We start from the raw sequence: 15,070 nt of genomic DNA on the forward strand, positions 1-15,070 counted from the left end.
CCATCCCTGATCGTCGACGCCGTGAGGGCGTTTCTGCTGCATTGCACCAAGGCACACAGCGGATTTTCGCCAGCATCATTCCCGTGCACACGTTTGTCAACATTCTCTGCACACGTTTGTCAATTTGTGCAAGATGAGGCATTCTCACGAGATCGTCAGCCAGGCTGGGCGCGCGAGAGGTTGGATGGCGATGCCCACGAAGATCAAAAAGAGCTCATCGACGCAGCAAGACCGCACATCGCGCAAGACGATCATCGATGTTGCGAAGTGCGCCGGCGTTCATTGGTCGACCGTTTCGCGCGGCCTCAATCCCGAGAAACGTCACCTGATCTCGCCGGAGATGATCGCGCGCGTCGAGGCCTGCGCGAAGAAACTCGGTTATCGGGCGAACGCGATGGCGTCGGCGCTTCGCACACAGCGCTCCCGTACCGTTGGCGTCATCGTTTCGAATCTGGGTGACCCCGTGCATCCGCCGATTGTCCGCGCGATCGAAGACAGTTTCGCCGAGATTGGATACGTCACCATCGTCGGCAATACCGACAACCATCCACTCAGGCAGGCCGCGCTGATCGATCGTTTCATCCAGCAGGGCGTCGAAGGGCTGATCGTCGCGACCTTCGAGCGAAACGATCCTGGTATCGCGGCCTGCGTCGAGGCCAACATCCCCGTCGTCGCCGTGTTTCGCGATCCTGAAAGCGAATTCATACCGAGCGTCCGGGTCGACGACGCGAAGGCAATGGAACTGGCGGTTCACCATCTCGCCGAACGTGGGCACAGGCAAATTGCGCATGTTGGCGGCCCGCAAAACGTGTCGACAGGCTACCACCGCTATCGCGGCTTCCGGCGCGCTTGCAAAGCCTTGGCTCAAGACGGAGTTGCGCCCACCGCCGTCTTCGGCGAGGCCTTTACGGTGGAGGAAGGCGAGTTCGCTTGCGAACGTTTGCTGGCGGAGAATCCAAATATTACGGCGATTGTGGCTGGCAACGACATGCTGGCCGTAGGTTGCCTTCGGCACCTGAGAAACAAAGGCATTTCATGTCCCGGCAGCATCTCGCTGGTCGGCATGAACGACATGCTGTTCATGGACGCGATAGCACCGGCGCTGACGACCATCAGTACGCCGACTGCGGAACTGGGGACGCAAGCGTCTCACATCCTGATTGCAATGATCAAGGGAACGCCGGTTCAAAACGATCGGATCGTGCTGAAGCCGGTTTTGCTTGCGCGAGATTCTGTTGCCACGATCAGGCTGCCGACCAAGTCACGTTCGTCAGGTTTTCCCGACGCGGCCAAAGCAGAAGTCAGAATACGGCGTCGACAAAGCTAAACGAAACTTGACGCACTCTGCAGCGGTGGCATGGAGAGGCGTCAGCGACCGCCCAAAGTTGCCGAGAGCGGAGCGCTCAGAAGCGATCCGTTACAGATCTGGCTTCTCGACCGACATCAGAAGTTTCCGCAGCAACCGTGTGAGCGTTTGACGCTCATTGGCCGTCAGTACCTCGTCGACCGAACGGGACAGCTTGAAGTGCTGGGCAATCGCCTTGTCGACGGAATTTCGCCCCTTGGCCGTAAGCGTGATCCGCGCGCCGCGCCCATCTTCGGGATCCTGGCGCCTGACGATGAAGCCGTCCTGCTCGGCGCGCCGCAGCCGCGCGGTGAGCCCGCCCGACGACAGCAGGCACTCCGCATAAAGGTCAGTCGGTCGAACACCGATACTGTCATCGGCCTCCCGACGGTAAATCGTCAGGAGCAGGTCGAACAATTCCCAATTGAAACCCTGCTCCTCAAGTGCTGGCTCGATAGCGCTGCGCATATGCACGGATAGCCGGACAATCCGGCCGACGACGTCGAGGTGGCCTGCGTCGAGGTCGGGTCGCCGCCGGCTCCAGCCGGCAATGATCTTGTCAATCGAATCGGTGGTCATGGTGACGATCATATAGGCATGGCGCTCCAATTCGATGCAACTCATGTATCTTTTCATAAAGATATTTTATCTTGACTCAAAGATAGTTTGGCTTCACGCTTTATGACAGTTCAATGAGCGACTGCCCCACGCAGGGCGGAGATCGCCGCAGCGTCCGCACCGATGGAGACGACCATGACTGCCAAGCCGGCCTTCGCAACCTCGCCGACCAATCCGCACGTCAAGGAAATCCAGACGATGCCGGAGCGGAAGCCGGACATGCCCTATGCGCCAGCGATCCGCGTCGAAGTCCCCTGCGGCATGCTGTTCATTTCCGGGGCGACCCCCTCGCCGCTCTATCACAAGCATCCCCACGTCCTCGAAGAGCACGATCATCCCAACTCGATCGAGGAGCAGACCCACCGTGCCATGAAGACGATCCAGTCGATCCTGGATCACGAAGGCCTGGCCTGGACCGACATCGTCAAGGTGACGAAATACCTCACCGACATCCGCGACCAGGACGGCATGGTGAAGGTGATGAAAGAGTATTTCGGCGACTGGACGCCAGCCAGCACGACGATCTGCATCAACCAGCTCTCGACGCAGGGCGCCCGCGTCGAGCTCGACATGATCGCCGCCATTCCCCTGCAAAAATAAGCCGGTTGGGACTTCCCGCAGGCCCCGGGTCCCGGGCCGGACGAGGCCGACGATGATGCACGGCACTGAAGCGCAAGGAGATCACGCGGCGCATGCCGCAACGGCGGCCGACGGGCACGCGGCGGACCACGCCGCTGCGCCGCTGCTGCGCCTGATCGACATCGACAAATCCTTTCCTGGCGTACATGCGCTCAGGGGCGTCTCGCTCGACATCCATGCCGGCGAGGTCCACGTCATTCTTGGACAGAACGGCGCCGGCAAGTCGACGCTGATCAAGACGCTGTATGGCGCCCATGCGGCCGACAACGGCCACATCGAGGTCGAAGGCCGGCGTGTTGCCGTCGCCCGCCCTGCTGATGCGAGCGCGCTCGGCATCGCCGTGATCTTCCAGGAATTCTCGCTGGTCCCCTATCTCGACATCGCGCAGAACATCTATCTCGGGCGCGAAGCCGCCTTCGCGCGCTTCGGCCTCATCGATTCCGCGGCGATGCATGCTGCCGCGCGCACGATCCTCGACGATCTCGGGCTCGACTACGACTCCCACGCTTATGCTGCCGACCTCGGCGTGGCACAGCAGCAGATGGTGGAGATCGCCAAGGCGCTGTCGCAGAACGCACGCGTTCTCGTCATGGACGAGCCCACCGCGGCCATTTCCGAGCGCGAGGCGGAGCGGCTGTTCGCGACCATCGCACGACTGACGCAGAAGAACGTCGCCATCGTCTACATCTCCCATCGCATGAAGGAAGTTCAGATGCTCGGCGACCGCATCACCATCCTGCGGGACGGCGCCGTGGTGACAAGCGTGCTGCGCGACGAAATGACCCAGGCCGAGATGGTCGGCGCGATGATCGGCCGCCCCTCGGGATCGCAGCTCGCACGCACGCCGCGTGCGCCGGGCGATCCCATCCTGTTCGCCAGGGGCATCAGCACGGCGAAGCTGTCGGATATTTCCATCGAAATCCGCGCGGGTGAGGTGGTGGGGCTCGCCGGCCTGGTTGGATCCGGCCGGACCGAAGTCGTGCGCGCTCTGTTCGGCGCCGATCCGATCACTGGCGGGGAGATCGCTCTTTCAGGATCGCGCGCACCGGCAACGCTGGATGCGCGGGTCCGCGCAGGCATGGCACTGTTGCCGGAAGACCGTAAACGCGAGGGGCTCGCGCTCCCGCTCGACATTCGCGACAACGCGACCGTGGCCTCGTTGTGGCGCCGCTTCACATCCGGCTGGTTTTCGCCCGCGGCCGCAGAGCGGGATACGCGGGGACTGATTGCGCAGCTCGGCATCGCTGCCCATGGTACGCACCAGACCGTCCGCACGCTCAGCGGCGGCAACCAGCAGAAAGTCGTGCTGGCGAAATGGCTGGCGGCAGGGTCCAGGCTGTTCCTGCTGGATGAACCGACGCGCGGCGTCGATGTCGGCGCCAAGGCAGAAATCTATCGCTTGATCGACCAGCTCGTCGACGGCGGAGCCGGCGTCGTCGTCATCAGCTCGGAACTGCCGGAGCTCGTCCAGCTCTGTGACCGCGCCTATGTCATGCGCGACCACCGCATCGTCGGCCATCTCGATGACGACGCATTGACCGAACGAGCCATTCTCGAACTGGTGGTGCACCAATGACCGCGCCGACTCAATCGCAGCAGCGGCCAGGCGCCGGCCAGCTCTTCAGCGCCATTCCCGGCGCAGGCATCCTCCTGATCCTGATGCTGGCGCTATTCACGATCGCCAATCCGCGCTTCGTGTCGCAGACCAATCTTGTCAATGTCGGCCTGCAGGCGTCGCTACTGCTGATGATCGCCTTGCCGATGACGCTAATCATCCTGACCGAAGGCCTCGATCTGTCGGCCGGCGCGCTGCTCGGCCTGAGCGGCGTGATCGTGGCTGAAGCGCTTCTCGCAGGCTGGAGCGTGTTCGCTGCCTGCGCGATGGCGTTCGCGATCAGCACCGCCTTCGGCGCCCTGAATGGCGTCCTGATCGCCTATCTGACGCTGCCCGCTTTCGTCGTCACCCTCGGCACCATGGGATTGATGCAGGGCATCGCGCTGGTCATGACCAATGGCGATCCGGTCGGCGGTTTCACGCCCGCCATCGAGATCTTCTACCGCTCCCAACTCTGGATTTTCCCGATGCCGATCGTGGTGGCCGTGGCCCTCTATGCCGCACTCTGGCTGCTGCTGTACCGGACGCGACTCGGCAACTATGTGATCGCTATCGGCGGCAACAAGGATGCGCTGCGCCTCGCCGGCATTCGCGCCAATCTCGTTCATCTCGCCGTCTATGTGCTCGGCAGCGCGATCGTCGGCCTCTCCGCCGTACTGCTCATCGGGCGCACCAATTCGGCGCATCCGACCGTCGGTATCGGCATGGAGTTCGAGGCGATCGCCGCAGTCGTGCTTGGCGGCACATCTTTCGAAAAGGGCCAGGGCTGGCTGTTCGGCGCGGTGCTCGGCGCGCTCGCCATCACCGTGCTGCGTAACGGCCTCAACATCCTCTCCGTCGACTCGTCGCTGCAAGTGGTCTGTATCGGCATCCTGCTCATTCTCGCGTTGCTGATCGACCGGGCGCGGAAACATTATTCGAGGCAGGCAGCATGACGATCCCGGCAACACTCGACACCCGATCTCCATCCCTGTCGCCCGATGCGGTGGCTTTGCTCGGCCGGCTCGTTCTGATCGTGCTGATCGCGGGCGCGCTAACCGCGGTCGATCCCGGCTTCGCTTCGGTGAGCAATCTTCTGAACATGCTGAGGCAGGCGAGCCTGCTGTTTCTCGTCGCGTCCGGCCTCACGCTCGTCATCATCGGAGGCGGCCTCGACCTGTCGGTCGGCTCGAATCTGACGCTGTCGGCCTGTCTTGCGGCAGCCGCGATCAAGACCACCGGCAATCCGTGGTACGGCGTCGCAGTCGCCGTCACCAGCGGCACGCTCATCGGTTTTACCAATGGGCTGATGATCAACCGTTTGCGGCTGCCGCCCTTCCTCGCCACGTTCGGCATGTTATGGGTCGCACAAGGTGCCGCCTACTGGTTCATGGCGGGACAGACGATCTATGGCATGCCGATGTCGTTCCGCTACTTCGGCACAGGTTTTTTCCTTGGCGTGCCGCTGCCGATCTGGATCACCCTCGTGGTCTGCGTCGTCTGCAGCATTGTCCTGCACCGCACGACCTTCGGCCGTGAAGCGTATTTCATGGGCGCAAACCAGACCGCGGCGCTGCTCTCGGGCATTGCCGTGGAGCGCCGACGGCTGCTGCTCTATGTGCTCAGCGGCCTGACTGCCGGCATCGCGGCCCTGGTCTATCTGGCGCGCCTCAACGCCGCCGAACCGGGTATTGGTGAGCCCTTGCTGCTTCCGGCGATCGCGGCCGTGCTCGTCGGCGGAACATCTCTGTTCGGCGGCAACGGCAATATCGTCGGCACTGTGCTTGGCGCCATCCTCCTCACCATCATCGTCAACGGGCTCAATCTGCTCAACGTCGCCGCCACCTGGCATCCTTTCGTCAACGGTGCCGTCGTCCTCATCGCCATCCTCGCGGACTTCATCGTCAGTCGGCGCCGGTCGGGGAGCGGATAGGTCCGGCATCACACCTCACCACCGTCTCGTCATCCACAACCAAAAGGGGCCACCATGCGAACCACCAGACCACGTCGATGCGTCCTCGCTGCAATCATTTGCAGCACGTTGTCCAGTCCGGCTGCGTGGGCCGATGGCGAAGTGATTGCAGCCTTCACCAAAAACCAGGTGGACCCGCATTTCGAGGGCGTGCGCGCCGGCGTTGCGCAGATGGCGCAGCGGATGAACGCGACGGTCAAGAACTACACGCCGACCAAGCCGAACAACATCACCGAAGGCATGTCGCAGCTCGAAGACGTCGGCGTCACCAAGCCAAATCTGATGCTGTTCATGCCGATCGACGCCAAGGCGCAGTTGCCGACGATCAAGCGCCTGATCGAGTCCGGCCTGCCGATCATCAACTACAACGACCGCGGCGGCGACGCGCCATTCCTGTCTTTCATCGGTCAGGACGATTACAAGCTCGGCTATGACATCGCCAAGACCCTGTTCGACCATCTCGGCGGCAAGGGCAACGTGGTGATCCTCGAAGGCGTCAAGGGTTCCACGACGGGCGACGAGCGCAAGCGCGGCTTCGACGCCGCGGCCAAGGACTATCCGAACATCAAGATACTGGCTTCGCAGCCCACCAACTTCCAGCGCCTGCTCGGCATGCAGACGATGGAAAACCTGATCCAGCAGTTCAGCTCCATCGACGGCGTGATCGCCGCAGCCGACGCGTCCGCGCTCGGCGCCATCGAGGCGCTCAATGCCGCCGGCCGCAAGAACGTCGCTGTGGTGTCGATCAACGGTGTGCCGGAGGCCGTCGAAGCCGTGAAGGCGGGCAGCCTGCTGGCGATCGCCGAGTTTGACGGCTTCAAGATCGGCTGCGTCGCCACTGCAGTCGGCCTCAACGCCATTCGCGGCCAGAGCGCGCCGAAGCAGGTCACGATCCCGGGCGCGATCATCACCAAGGCGAACTACGCGCCGTGGCTCATTCCCTACAAGGATCGTACCTGCCCGACACCCGACGCCTATAGCGCGAAATAATGCCAGTGGGTCTGCAGACGCATCGCGTGCTGCAGGCCCGCTTTCTTACTTGGCCGCTCCGTCCGTCGACATCGCGACAAGCTTGCCGTAACGCTCCGCATCACTGCGCAGCTCCGTTCCAAAAGCTTCCGGCGTAGAGCTCGCGAGATCGACACCCTGTCCGGTGAATTGCTTGATCAAGGCTGGATCGCTCAGCGCCTCGGCAGTATCGCGCGCAATCTGGTCGACGATCGGCTTCGGCACTGCGGCGGCGGCGAGCAGGCCGAACCAGCTATCATAGGTGAATTCAGGGAGCCCGGCCTCGGCGAAGGTCGGCACATCGGGCAGTTGCGCCATACGGCTCTTGCCGGTGACCGCAAGCGCGCGCAGCTTGCCCGACTGGATGAGATCGCCACCGACACTGAAATAGGTGAAGGCGACCGAGGTATCGCCACGTATGATGCTGATCTGGGATTCCGGCAGGCCGCGATGCGGGATCAACACCATCTTGGTCTGTGTGAGATGCCTGAACAGCTCGGCCGCGATGCCGGTTGCGCTACCGACGCCCGCCGAGCTGTAGCTCAGCGAATCCGGCTTGGCCTTCGCGGCGGCGATCAGTTCGGCCAGCGTCTTGAACGGTGCATCCGGCGGCACGATCAGGATCGCGGGCGTAGAGCCAACCCGGCTGATCGTCGCGAAATCCTTGATCGGATCGAAGTTGAGGTTCTTGTTGACCACACCAACCACGCTGTGGCCGTTTGAGGTCAGCATGATCTGCGAGCCGTCGACCGGCCCCTTGGCGACGCTGCTGACGCCCGCGATGCCGGGCCTGTTCTCGACAATGACCTGCTGCTTCCATTTCGCAGTCAGCTTTTCGGCCACCGAACGGGCAAGGATGTCGGTCATGCTGCCGCCGGAAAACGGCACCACGATGCGGATGAGTTGGTTCGGATAGGTCTGTGCGACGGCCCCGGTGCCTATCAACGCCGTCGTCGCGGCAAGGCCAGAGCCGATCATAAACTGGCGGCGGTCCATGTGTTTCTCCCTGAATTATCAAATGCCGGGCTTTCAGCCTCTTGCGGTGTTGGACAGTGGCATTGCGAGCAACACCACTGCCGGTCGTTTCGTCTCGTTGCGCAAGGCGCGCGTCTCGTTCGGCGCGATGCGGCAGGAATCCCAGGTGCCGAGGGTGGCGATGCCATCGGGCGTCTCGAATGTGACCTCGCCTTCGAGGACCACATAGAATTTCTCTTCCGGCGAGGCCGAGGGCGTGATGCCACCGCCCGGCAGGATCTGGCTCATGCCGAGCCACATGACGTCGCCCGGCCCGGCGTCGCGGCCCTGCAGGCGGAACATCCGCATGTCATTGTGGCCGGGAGCCTCATAGCGCGGGGCATCGTTCAGGCGGACGACATGCATGGCTTCACCCATTCGGCTGAAAAACGAGACGGTCGCGCGAGGAGCCGAGCACGGCGACATAGGCTTCCGCGGCGCGCTCCAGCGGGTAAATCGCGTCCGGCTTGATCGGAAACGGTTTCAACGCGCCGCTGGCGAAACCCGGCACCAGCTCACGCAGGATCTCGCCGGCTTCAGGCGATGTCAGCGACAGCGAGTCGACGCCGAAGTAAGTGTGCTTGCCGCGATAGAAGGCGAAGATATCGAAGGGCACGGTGGCCTTGTTAGAGGCAATGAAGATCTGGCGGCCGAGATGCGCGAGCGATTTCGTGCCGGCGTCGTAATAGGGTTCGCCGACGGTATTGTAGACGATGTCCACACCCTTGCCGCCGGTGAGTTCGCGCACTGTCGCCGCGACGTCGTTGCGGCTGGAATCGATGACCGTCACCTCACCATGGGCATGGCCGGCATATGGTTCGTCTTTGCGGACGACTCCGATCACGCGGGCGCCCTGCCATGATGCGATCTGCGTCGCCGCCTGCCCAACCTTGCCGTTGAGGCCGAGGATCAACACGGTCTCGCCGGGTTTCGGCATGCCGCTGCGGCGAAAACCTTCCTGCGCGGTGACGAAGGGCACACCGATTCCGGCGGCCTCCGCGAGGCTGATATTTGCCGGCTTCTCGACCAGCGCGGACACCTCGACGACCAGATGCGTGGCATGGGTGCCGTCGCGGCCGATCCCGAGCTGGCCCGACGAGCCAAATACTTCCTTGCCGATCAGATCGGCCGGCCCTTCGATCACGACGCCGGCGAAGTCACGACCGGGCGTACGCGGGAATACGGCATGCGGCATCAGGCCGAGCGTCGCCTTGGCGTCCGACGGATTGATCGCAGCGGCCTTGATCTCGACCAGCGCATCGCCCGGCCTTGTGCAGGCGAGTGTGTGCTGCTCGATGCCGAGCGCCACATTCTCGATGCGATCGGCCTTGGCGGCGACCCGCAGACATGTTGCGGTGATGTTGGAGGAAGTCCTGGCGGCTGCGGTCATTTCAGTCCTCGAATGCTGTGTTATGCGGCGCCAGGTAAATCGAACAGTGCGCGTGCCTCGCCAGGCGTTGCGATCTGTGCGCCAAGTTCCTCGATGATACGGCGCGCCTTCTCCACCATAACAGCGTTCGACGGCGCCAATACGCCGCGACCGAGCATTACCGCGTCTTCAAGACCGGTGCGGGCATGCCCGCCGGCGAGAACCGATTGCGCCACCATGGGAAATGTGGAGCGCCCGATGCCAATGGCCGTGAAATGCGCATTTCGCGGCAGCAGACCGCGCGCATACAGCACCGTTTCCGGTGACGGCTGGAAGCCGTATTTCACGCCCATCACGAAGGAGGTGAGCGCCGGGCCACCGAGCGTACCGTCAGCGAGAAGATCGTGGAGCAGCGCGATATCGCCGGAATCGAACAATTCGATCTCGGGTTTCACGCCAGCCTCGCGGATGACCTTCGCCATGCGGCGCACGTTGCCGGGGGTGTTGATCACCACCTGTCCGCCGGAATTCATGGTGTTGAGGTCGAGCGTGCAGATGTCCGGCTTCAGCGCCGTGATATGGGCAACGCGTTCTTCCGGATTCATCAGCGTGGTCCCCGCGGCGGCGACCTTGGGGTCGTCCTGCGACGGCACAAACCGGCCACCCGGGCCGGTGGTAATGTTGAGAACCAGATTGCGGTTGCGGGCGCGGATGCGCGCCACGACGTCCTGATAATATTCGAGCTTCATAGACGGCGCGCCGGTGCCGGGCTCGCGCACATGGATATGCGCAACCGCCGCGCCCGCTTCCGCGGCGCCGAGACAGGCGTCGGCGATTTCTTCGGGCGTGATCGGCAGATGCGGGGTCTGGTCCGGCCGCGTCAGATTGCCGGTGACGGCGCAAGTGATGACGATCTTGTCGAGCATCGGGCGCATCAATCTCTCCTTACAACGCCCGGCCGCCGTCAACGACGATCAGCGAGCCGGTGGAATAGGTCAGGTGGGTAGCGCAGGCCGCGATTGCGCGGCCGACATCCTCGGCCGTCGCAACACGCTTGAGCGGAATGGTCCCCGCGACCTTTTCAAGCGCGGCCGCATCGCGACCCGGCACAAAATCAGTGGCCACCACGCCCGGCGACACCGCCATCACGCGCACCGCCGGCGCCAATGCCCGCGCGAGCGACTTGGTCATGGTGTCGATGCCGGCCTTGATCGCCGCGTAAGCCAGATTAGAGCCAACGCCGTTCAGCCCCGCAATCGAGGATATGTTGACGATGAGCCCGTCGCCGCTCGCCTTGAGCAGCGGCGCGAAAGCACGGATGGCTGCAAATTGGCCGCGCCAGTTCACCTTGAACATATCGTCGATGAACTCGTCGGTCAGCGCGTCGAGATCGCCGATCGGTATCGGTTTCGTGTAGCCTGCGGTATTGACGAGAATATCGCAGCGGCCGAACGCGCGCTCCACCTCGCCAGCTAGCGCTGTCAGCGTTGCACTGTCTTCGACGACCGCGCGTCTGGCGAGATGGCCCTCGCCCGGAAGGCTGGCCAGCAACGCGTTGGCAGCTGCCTCGCCGGAGCGCCAGGTCACGACGACACGGGCGCCTTCGGCGGCCAAGGCTTGCGCGGCCGCGGCGCCGATGCCGCCCGAACCGCCGATCACCACGGCGACCTTGTTCACGAGAATATCCGACATCGACAGCTCACTTGATGGGAGGATGCGGGAGCACGGCCTCTCCGGGCTCCATGACGAATGTGTAGTTAAGGCTGAACCATTCGCCAGCGACATCCGGTGCCGGCGGCGCGCCTTCGCCCTTGCGGAAATCGCCGATCAGCGCGCGCGTCACGCCGAACACGACGTCACTCTCCAGATGCTCGTCGTCATCGACAAAGATCTGCGTGATCAGCGTCTTGAAGCCCGGCTTGAAGGCAAGCACATGCAGATGCGCCGGCCGGAACGGATGCCGGCGCTGCGCGGCCAGCATCTCCCCGGTCGGACCATGGATCGGTACCGGATAGCCGGCAGGCTTGACCGAGCGGAATGCGAAGCGGCCGTTCGCATCGGTCTCGAACACGCCGCGCAAGTTCATGTCGGCCTGACCGTCATCCTGGTTTTCGTACATTCCGGATGGTGACGCCTGCCAGACATCAACGCGGACACCCGAGAGAGGCGCTCCGAGCGCATCCGTGATGCGGCAATCGACAAATAGCGGTGCACCGGGCGTCGGCGAACGCAAGATAGAGGCACCGTTCTCCACGCGCGGAGCGTTCGCCCGCCAGAACGGCCCAAGCAACGCTGCGGCGGTTTCACTCGCGCCATCCTGGCCGTTGTTCAAGAGGCAGACCAGTGTCGAGAGCCCAACCGCGTCGCTAAACAGCACGCCCTCGTTATGGGTGTCGTTGGTGGCCTGGCCGATGCGGTTCAGAAAATCGATGGCAAACTCGAATTCCGCCTCGGTCAGCCGCACTTCGCGGGCAAATTCGTGCAGATGACGAACGAAAGCGGCCATGACCGTGCGCAGCCGCTCATTGGGCGCGCCGCTCATCGCAGCAAGCACAACGTCGGTCACGTCCTCCTGACGCGTAATGATCATCGACACTCCCTCATATTGCGATTTCTTGGCTGTTCACTCTGCGCAATCGATTGCACATCTAATGCAATCGATTGCGCAAGTCAACCGCAACAGGTAGCTTGGAGATCGTGGCAGGGATGACGACAATCAAAGACGTTGCACGCGAAGTGGGGGTGCACCCATCCACGGTTTCGCGTGCGCTCGACCCTGCCCGCCGCGGGCGGATCGGCGAGCCGGTCGTGCGCCGGATTCTGGAAGCAGCAGAACGGCTGGGTTACCGCCCGGACACGGTAGCCGTGAGTCTGCGCAGCGGCCGTTCGAACATGGTTGGCATCGTCGTCCCGGACATCGCGAACCCTGTCTTCTCGCCGATCATTGGCGGTCTGGAGGACGTGCTATCGGCGCGCGGCTATGCGCTGATCGTCGCCGACCCGCAACCGCAACGGACGGGCACCGACGACATCGTTCAACGGCTCGTGGCGCGGCGCGTGGACGGCCTCGTGCTGGCGAATGTCGCGCTCAAGGATAATTCGATCGAGCGTTGTCTGAGCTGGAAGGTCCCGGTCGTGCTTGTCAATCGCGCGGAAGCTGAGGCGCGCGTGCCTTCGGTGGTCTCGGACGATGTGGCCGGCATGCGGCTCGCGGTTGCGCATCTTCTCGAGCTTGGGCATCGCCACATCCTCCATCTCGCCGGTCCGCAAACGCTATCGACCGGCTCGCTCCGCCGTCACGGTTTCGTGGAGGCAATGCGCGAAGCGGGTGTCGCGCCAGCCGACAATGATATCGAAGAAGCTGAAGCATTCACGCGTGAGGCAGGACGCGCTGCCGCACTCAGGCTGCTCGCACGACAGCCTGAAGCCACCGCCATCGTCGCGGCCAACGATCTCCTCGCGCTCGGCGTCTATGAAGCATTACGCGAAACGGGCCGGCGATGTCCGGAAGATCTGTCAGTGATCGGTCACAACGACATGCCGCTGGTGGATCTGGTTGACCCGCCGCTATCCACGATCCGCATCAGCCACCGCGAGATGGGTGAACAGACCGGCCAACTCCTGCTCGACCTGATCGAAGGCGTCCGTGGCGATGCGCCTTATGTCGTCACAGCACCCCTGCTCGTCGTGCGCCGCTCGACACAGCCACCAAGGATCTTGCGATAAGCCGGATTCGGATCTCGTCGATTGAGCCAACGTGATTCTGATTTTCCCCCGCTTCGACCGAGAGTGGACTCGCCTATCGGCATTCGAAGCCCGAGCTTCGTTATCGATTCGGCCAGATGCAGAAGCAGCTGCGTGCAAAGGATAACAAGCAAGTGATCAGACTGGAGCGAGTTGCATGACAGGTCTGACGTCATATGGGATGCATTGACCATTGATCTGCAGTAACTCGGCGCAACTCTATATTCCATACGATGAAGCTGGGCGGTTCCCACGCTAGGGAACCCAAGATGTCTGACGTTTCTCGCCGCGCTCAACTTATCCTGTTGAAGAACGATCTGCACATCATGCGAGGCCGGGCTCAACGCCTGGATCTAGGCGATGTAGCCTTGTTGATCTCACAGGCTGTTCTACTGCTCTCCAATCAGCCGGAGATTTCTAAATCCGACCAGCCCCGCGCCTAACTGCGCTGTTTGTCGTCGGCGCGTTCGGTCGCCAGGACGAACATACCAACAGCTGCTGCGGTTACCAAAAACGGCATAACGATAAGAGCCATGGACGCCTCCGTGTCGAAGTTGATCTTCGAGCATGACACAGCATTCCCTATGCGGCTCCCTACTTCCCTAAAGCGGATGGTGAACAGAATCATACGGAGAGATTTGGTTGAGAAATGCCAAATTCACGAATGATAAAGTATGCGATCTGCGCGATATCCAGCGCGCCAAATGTCCGCTTTGCGCCAGGAGCGGTAACCCACCACGTCGACTTTGCGTCAGAAGCGGGCATTCGCCAGCGGGGTTCCTCTGAAGCAGAGGAGGCGGACATTTCTTGCACTGTCCGCCCCCCTCCAAAGATAGCTTAAACCTCCAGCTTGTCCCCACCCTTCAGATCAAGCATCTCGCGTGCTTCATCCGGGGTAGCAATCTCAAGGCCCAGACCTTCGACGATCTTGCGCGCGAGAGTGACCTGCTCGGCATTCGAGGAAGCCATGCGACCTGGCGCCGCCCACAGCGAATCTTCCAGACCGACGCGGATATTGCCGCCCATGGCCGCGGCCATCGCCGCGATCGGCAGTTGATTGCGACCAGCACCGAGCACCGACCAGACATACTTGTCGCCGAACAAACGATCCGCCGTGCGCTTCATGTGCAGCACGTCTTCGGGATGTGCCCCGGTGCCGCCCTGCAGGCCAAACACCGTCTGGATGAACAGTGGCGGCTTCACCAGACCCTGGTCGAGGAAATAGGCCAGGTTATAGAGATGCGCGGTATCGTAACATTCGAATTCGAAGCGCGTGCCCGTCTCCGCCAGCGTCTTCAGGACGTATTCAATGTCCTGGAACGTGTTGCGGAACACGATGTCCTTGTTCTGCAGGTGCTTCAATTCCCAGTCATGCTCGAATTTCTTGAAACGGTTCAGCATGCCGAAGAAGCCGAAATTCATCGAGCCCATATTGAGCGACGCGACTTCCGGCTTGTAGACCGCCGCAGGCCGCACGCGCTCGTCCACCGTCATGGTCGGCGCACCGCCGGTGGTCAGGTTGATCACCGCATTGGAGCGCTGCTTGATGATCTTCAGGAACGGCGCGAAAGCTTCTGGGCTTTGATCCGGCTGACCGGTTTTCGGGTTGCGCGCATGCAGATGCACGATCGCGGCGCCCGCTTCCGCCGCATCCACGGCAGCATCAGCGATTTCCTGCGGCGTTACCGGCAATGCCTTGGACATCGAGGGCGTATGGATCGCCCCCGTCACGGCACAGGTGATAATGACTTTGCGGCTCATGTCAGT

General features: G+C 62.4%; 15 protein-coding genes. 7 read left to right on the forward strand and 8 right to left on the reverse strand.

Annotated features, from left to right (window positions below; translation table 11 throughout):
* Nucleotides 1-184: 184 nt before the first annotated feature.
* The gene (locus tag AB8A27_RS18925; RefSeq protein ID WP_441243236.1) at nt 185-1,327 is read left to right on the forward strand and encodes a LacI family DNA-binding transcriptional regulator; all 1,143 of its coding nucleotides are present in this window, start codon (nt 185-187) and stop codon (nt 1,325-1,327) included.
* Nucleotides 1,328-1,417: 90 nt separating this feature from the next.
* On the opposite strand, the gene AB8A27_RS18930 is transcribed toward AB8A27_RS18925, so the two are convergent.
* Entirely contained in the window at nt 1,418-1,936 is a 519-nt protein-coding gene (locus AB8A27_RS18930) for a MarR family winged helix-turn-helix transcriptional regulator (protein WP_441243237.1), read from the reverse strand.
* A 162-nt stretch (nt 1,937-2,098) separates the two neighbouring features.
* Between AB8A27_RS18930 and AB8A27_RS18935 the strand changes: the two genes are divergently transcribed.
* The 5 genes from AB8A27_RS18935 (at nt 2,099) to AB8A27_RS18955 (ending at nt 7,158) form a co-directional block, all read left to right on the forward strand.
* Nucleotides 2,099-2,563: a RidA family protein gene (locus tag AB8A27_RS18935; RefSeq protein ID WP_441243238.1), complete on the forward strand. Its 465-nt coding sequence runs from the start codon at nt 2,099-2,101 to the stop codon at nt 2,561-2,563.
* Nucleotides 2,564-2,615: 52 nt separating this feature from the next.
* Nucleotides 2,616-4,178, forward strand: coding sequence for a sugar ABC transporter ATP-binding protein (locus AB8A27_RS18940; RefSeq protein ID WP_441243239.1), 1,563 nt, complete (start codon nt 2,616-2,618; stop codon nt 4,176-4,178).
* A complete protein-coding gene (locus AB8A27_RS18945; protein ID WP_441243240.1) occupies nt 4,175-5,152 on the forward strand; it encodes an ABC transporter permease in 978 nt (325 codons plus the stop codon). The genes AB8A27_RS18940 and AB8A27_RS18945 overlap by 4 nt, the downstream gene beginning before the upstream one ends.
* A complete protein-coding gene (locus tag AB8A27_RS18950; RefSeq protein WP_441243241.1) occupies nt 5,149-6,129 on the forward strand; it encodes an ABC transporter permease in 981 nt (326 codons plus the stop codon). Before AB8A27_RS18945 ends, AB8A27_RS18950 begins: the two co-directional genes overlap by 4 nt.
* Before the next feature lie 108 nt (nt 6,130-6,237).
* On the forward strand, nt 6,238-7,158 hold the full coding sequence (locus AB8A27_RS18955) for a sugar ABC transporter substrate-binding protein (RefSeq protein WP_441243242.1): 921 nt from the start codon (nt 6,238-6,240) through the stop codon (nt 7,156-7,158).
* A gap of 45 nt (nt 7,159-7,203) precedes the next feature.
* Here the strand turns inward: AB8A27_RS18955 and AB8A27_RS18960 are convergent, their stop codons facing one another.
* The 6 genes from AB8A27_RS18960 to AB8A27_RS18985 are packed head-to-tail and all read right to left on the reverse strand — an operon-like array spanning nt 7,204 to nt 12,149.
* Entirely contained in the window at nt 7,204-8,172 is a 969-nt protein-coding gene (locus tag AB8A27_RS18960) for a Bug family tripartite tricarboxylate transporter substrate binding protein (protein WP_441243243.1), read from the reverse strand.
* A 33-nt stretch (nt 8,173-8,205) separates the two neighbouring features.
* Nucleotides 8,206-8,556: a cupin domain-containing protein gene (locus tag AB8A27_RS18965; RefSeq protein ID WP_441243244.1), complete on the reverse strand. Its 351-nt coding sequence runs from the start codon at nt 8,554-8,556 to the stop codon at nt 8,206-8,208.
* Nucleotides 8,557-8,560: 4 nt separating this feature from the next.
* Entirely contained in the window at nt 8,561-9,580 is a 1,020-nt protein-coding gene (locus AB8A27_RS18970; RefSeq protein ID WP_441243245.1) for a quinone oxidoreductase family protein, read from the reverse strand.
* Nucleotides 9,581-9,600: 20 nt separating this feature from the next.
* Nucleotides 9,601-10,485, reverse strand: a complete 885-nt coding sequence (locus AB8A27_RS18975; protein ID WP_441244953.1) for a 3-keto-5-aminohexanoate cleavage protein — start codon at nt 10,483-10,485, stop codon at nt 9,601-9,603.
* A gap of 19 nt (nt 10,486-10,504) precedes the next feature.
* Nucleotides 10,505-11,251: an SDR family NAD(P)-dependent oxidoreductase gene (locus AB8A27_RS18980; protein WP_441243246.1), complete on the reverse strand. Its 747-nt coding sequence runs from the start codon at nt 11,249-11,251 to the stop codon at nt 10,505-10,507.
* Between the two features lie 7 nt (nt 11,252-11,258).
* Entirely contained in the window at nt 11,259-12,149 is an 891-nt protein-coding gene (locus tag AB8A27_RS18985; protein WP_441243247.1) for a dioxygenase family protein, read from the reverse strand.
* 107 nt (nt 12,150-12,256) lie between these two features.
* Here AB8A27_RS18985 and AB8A27_RS18990 point away from each other — a divergent pair, with 107 nt between their 5' ends.
* The gene (locus AB8A27_RS18990; RefSeq protein WP_441244954.1) at nt 12,257-13,285 is read left to right on the forward strand and encodes a LacI family DNA-binding transcriptional regulator; all 1,029 of its coding nucleotides are present in this window, start codon (nt 12,257-12,259) and stop codon (nt 13,283-13,285) included.
* A gap of 855 nt (nt 13,286-14,140) precedes the next feature.
* Here the strand turns inward: AB8A27_RS18990 and AB8A27_RS18995 are convergent.
* Nucleotides 14,141-15,064 (reverse strand): 3-keto-5-aminohexanoate cleavage protein, encoded by a 924-nt coding sequence (locus AB8A27_RS18995; protein ID WP_115030349.1) that lies wholly within the window; start codon nt 15,062-15,064, stop codon nt 14,141-14,143.
* Nucleotides 15,065-15,070: the final 6 nt, after the last annotated feature.

The sequence above is a fragment of the Tardiphaga sp. 768_D3_N2_1 genome (assembly GCF_052076105.1).
GTDB lineage: Bacteria > Pseudomonadota > Alphaproteobacteria > Rhizobiales > Xanthobacteraceae > Tardiphaga.

What these genes read in the sequence shown, in the direction of transcription:
- AB8A27_RS18960 (WP_441243243.1), bottom strand. Translation starts at nt 8,172, where the DNA reads ATGGACCGCCGCCAGTTTATGATCGGCTCTGGCCTTGCCGCGACGACG.
- AB8A27_RS18950 (WP_441243241.1), top strand. Translation starts at nt 5,149, where the DNA reads ATGACGATCCCGGCAACACTCGACACCCGATCTCCATCCCTGTCGCCC.
- AB8A27_RS18975 (WP_441244953.1), bottom strand. Translation starts at nt 10,485, where the DNA reads ATGCTCGACAAGATCGTCATCACTTGCGCCGTCACCGGCAATCTGACG.
- AB8A27_RS18940 (WP_441243239.1), top strand. Translation starts at nt 2,616, where the DNA reads ATGATGCACGGCACTGAAGCGCAAGGAGATCACGCGGCGCATGCCGCA.
- AB8A27_RS18995 (WP_115030349.1), bottom strand. Translation starts at nt 15,064, where the DNA reads ATGAGCCGCAAAGTCATTATCACCTGTGCCGTGACGGGGGCGATCCAT.
- AB8A27_RS18930 (WP_441243237.1), bottom strand. Translation starts at nt 1,936, where the DNA reads ATGATCGTCACCATGACCACCGATTCGATTGACAAGATCATTGCCGGC.
- AB8A27_RS18985 (WP_441243247.1), bottom strand. Translation starts at nt 12,149, where the DNA reads ATGATCATTACGCGTCAGGAGGACGTGACCGACGTTGTGCTTGCTGCG.
- AB8A27_RS18935 (WP_441243238.1), top strand. Translation starts at nt 2,099, where the DNA reads ATGACTGCCAAGCCGGCCTTCGCAACCTCGCCGACCAATCCGCACGTC.
- AB8A27_RS18925 (WP_441243236.1), top strand. Translation starts at nt 185, where the DNA reads ATGGCGATGCCCACGAAGATCAAAAAGAGCTCATCGACGCAGCAAGAC.
- AB8A27_RS18965 (WP_441243244.1), bottom strand. Translation starts at nt 8,556, where the DNA reads ATGCATGTCGTCCGCCTGAACGATGCCCCGCGCTATGAGGCTCCCGGC.
- AB8A27_RS18970 (WP_441243245.1), bottom strand. Translation starts at nt 9,580, where the DNA reads ATGACCGCAGCCGCCAGGACTTCCTCCAACATCACCGCAACATGTCTG.
- AB8A27_RS18980 (WP_441243246.1), bottom strand. Translation starts at nt 11,251, where the DNA reads ATGTCGGATATTCTCGTGAACAAGGTCGCCGTGGTGATCGGCGGTTCG.
- AB8A27_RS18945 (WP_441243240.1), top strand. Translation starts at nt 4,175, where the DNA reads ATGACCGCGCCGACTCAATCGCAGCAGCGGCCAGGCGCCGGCCAGCTC.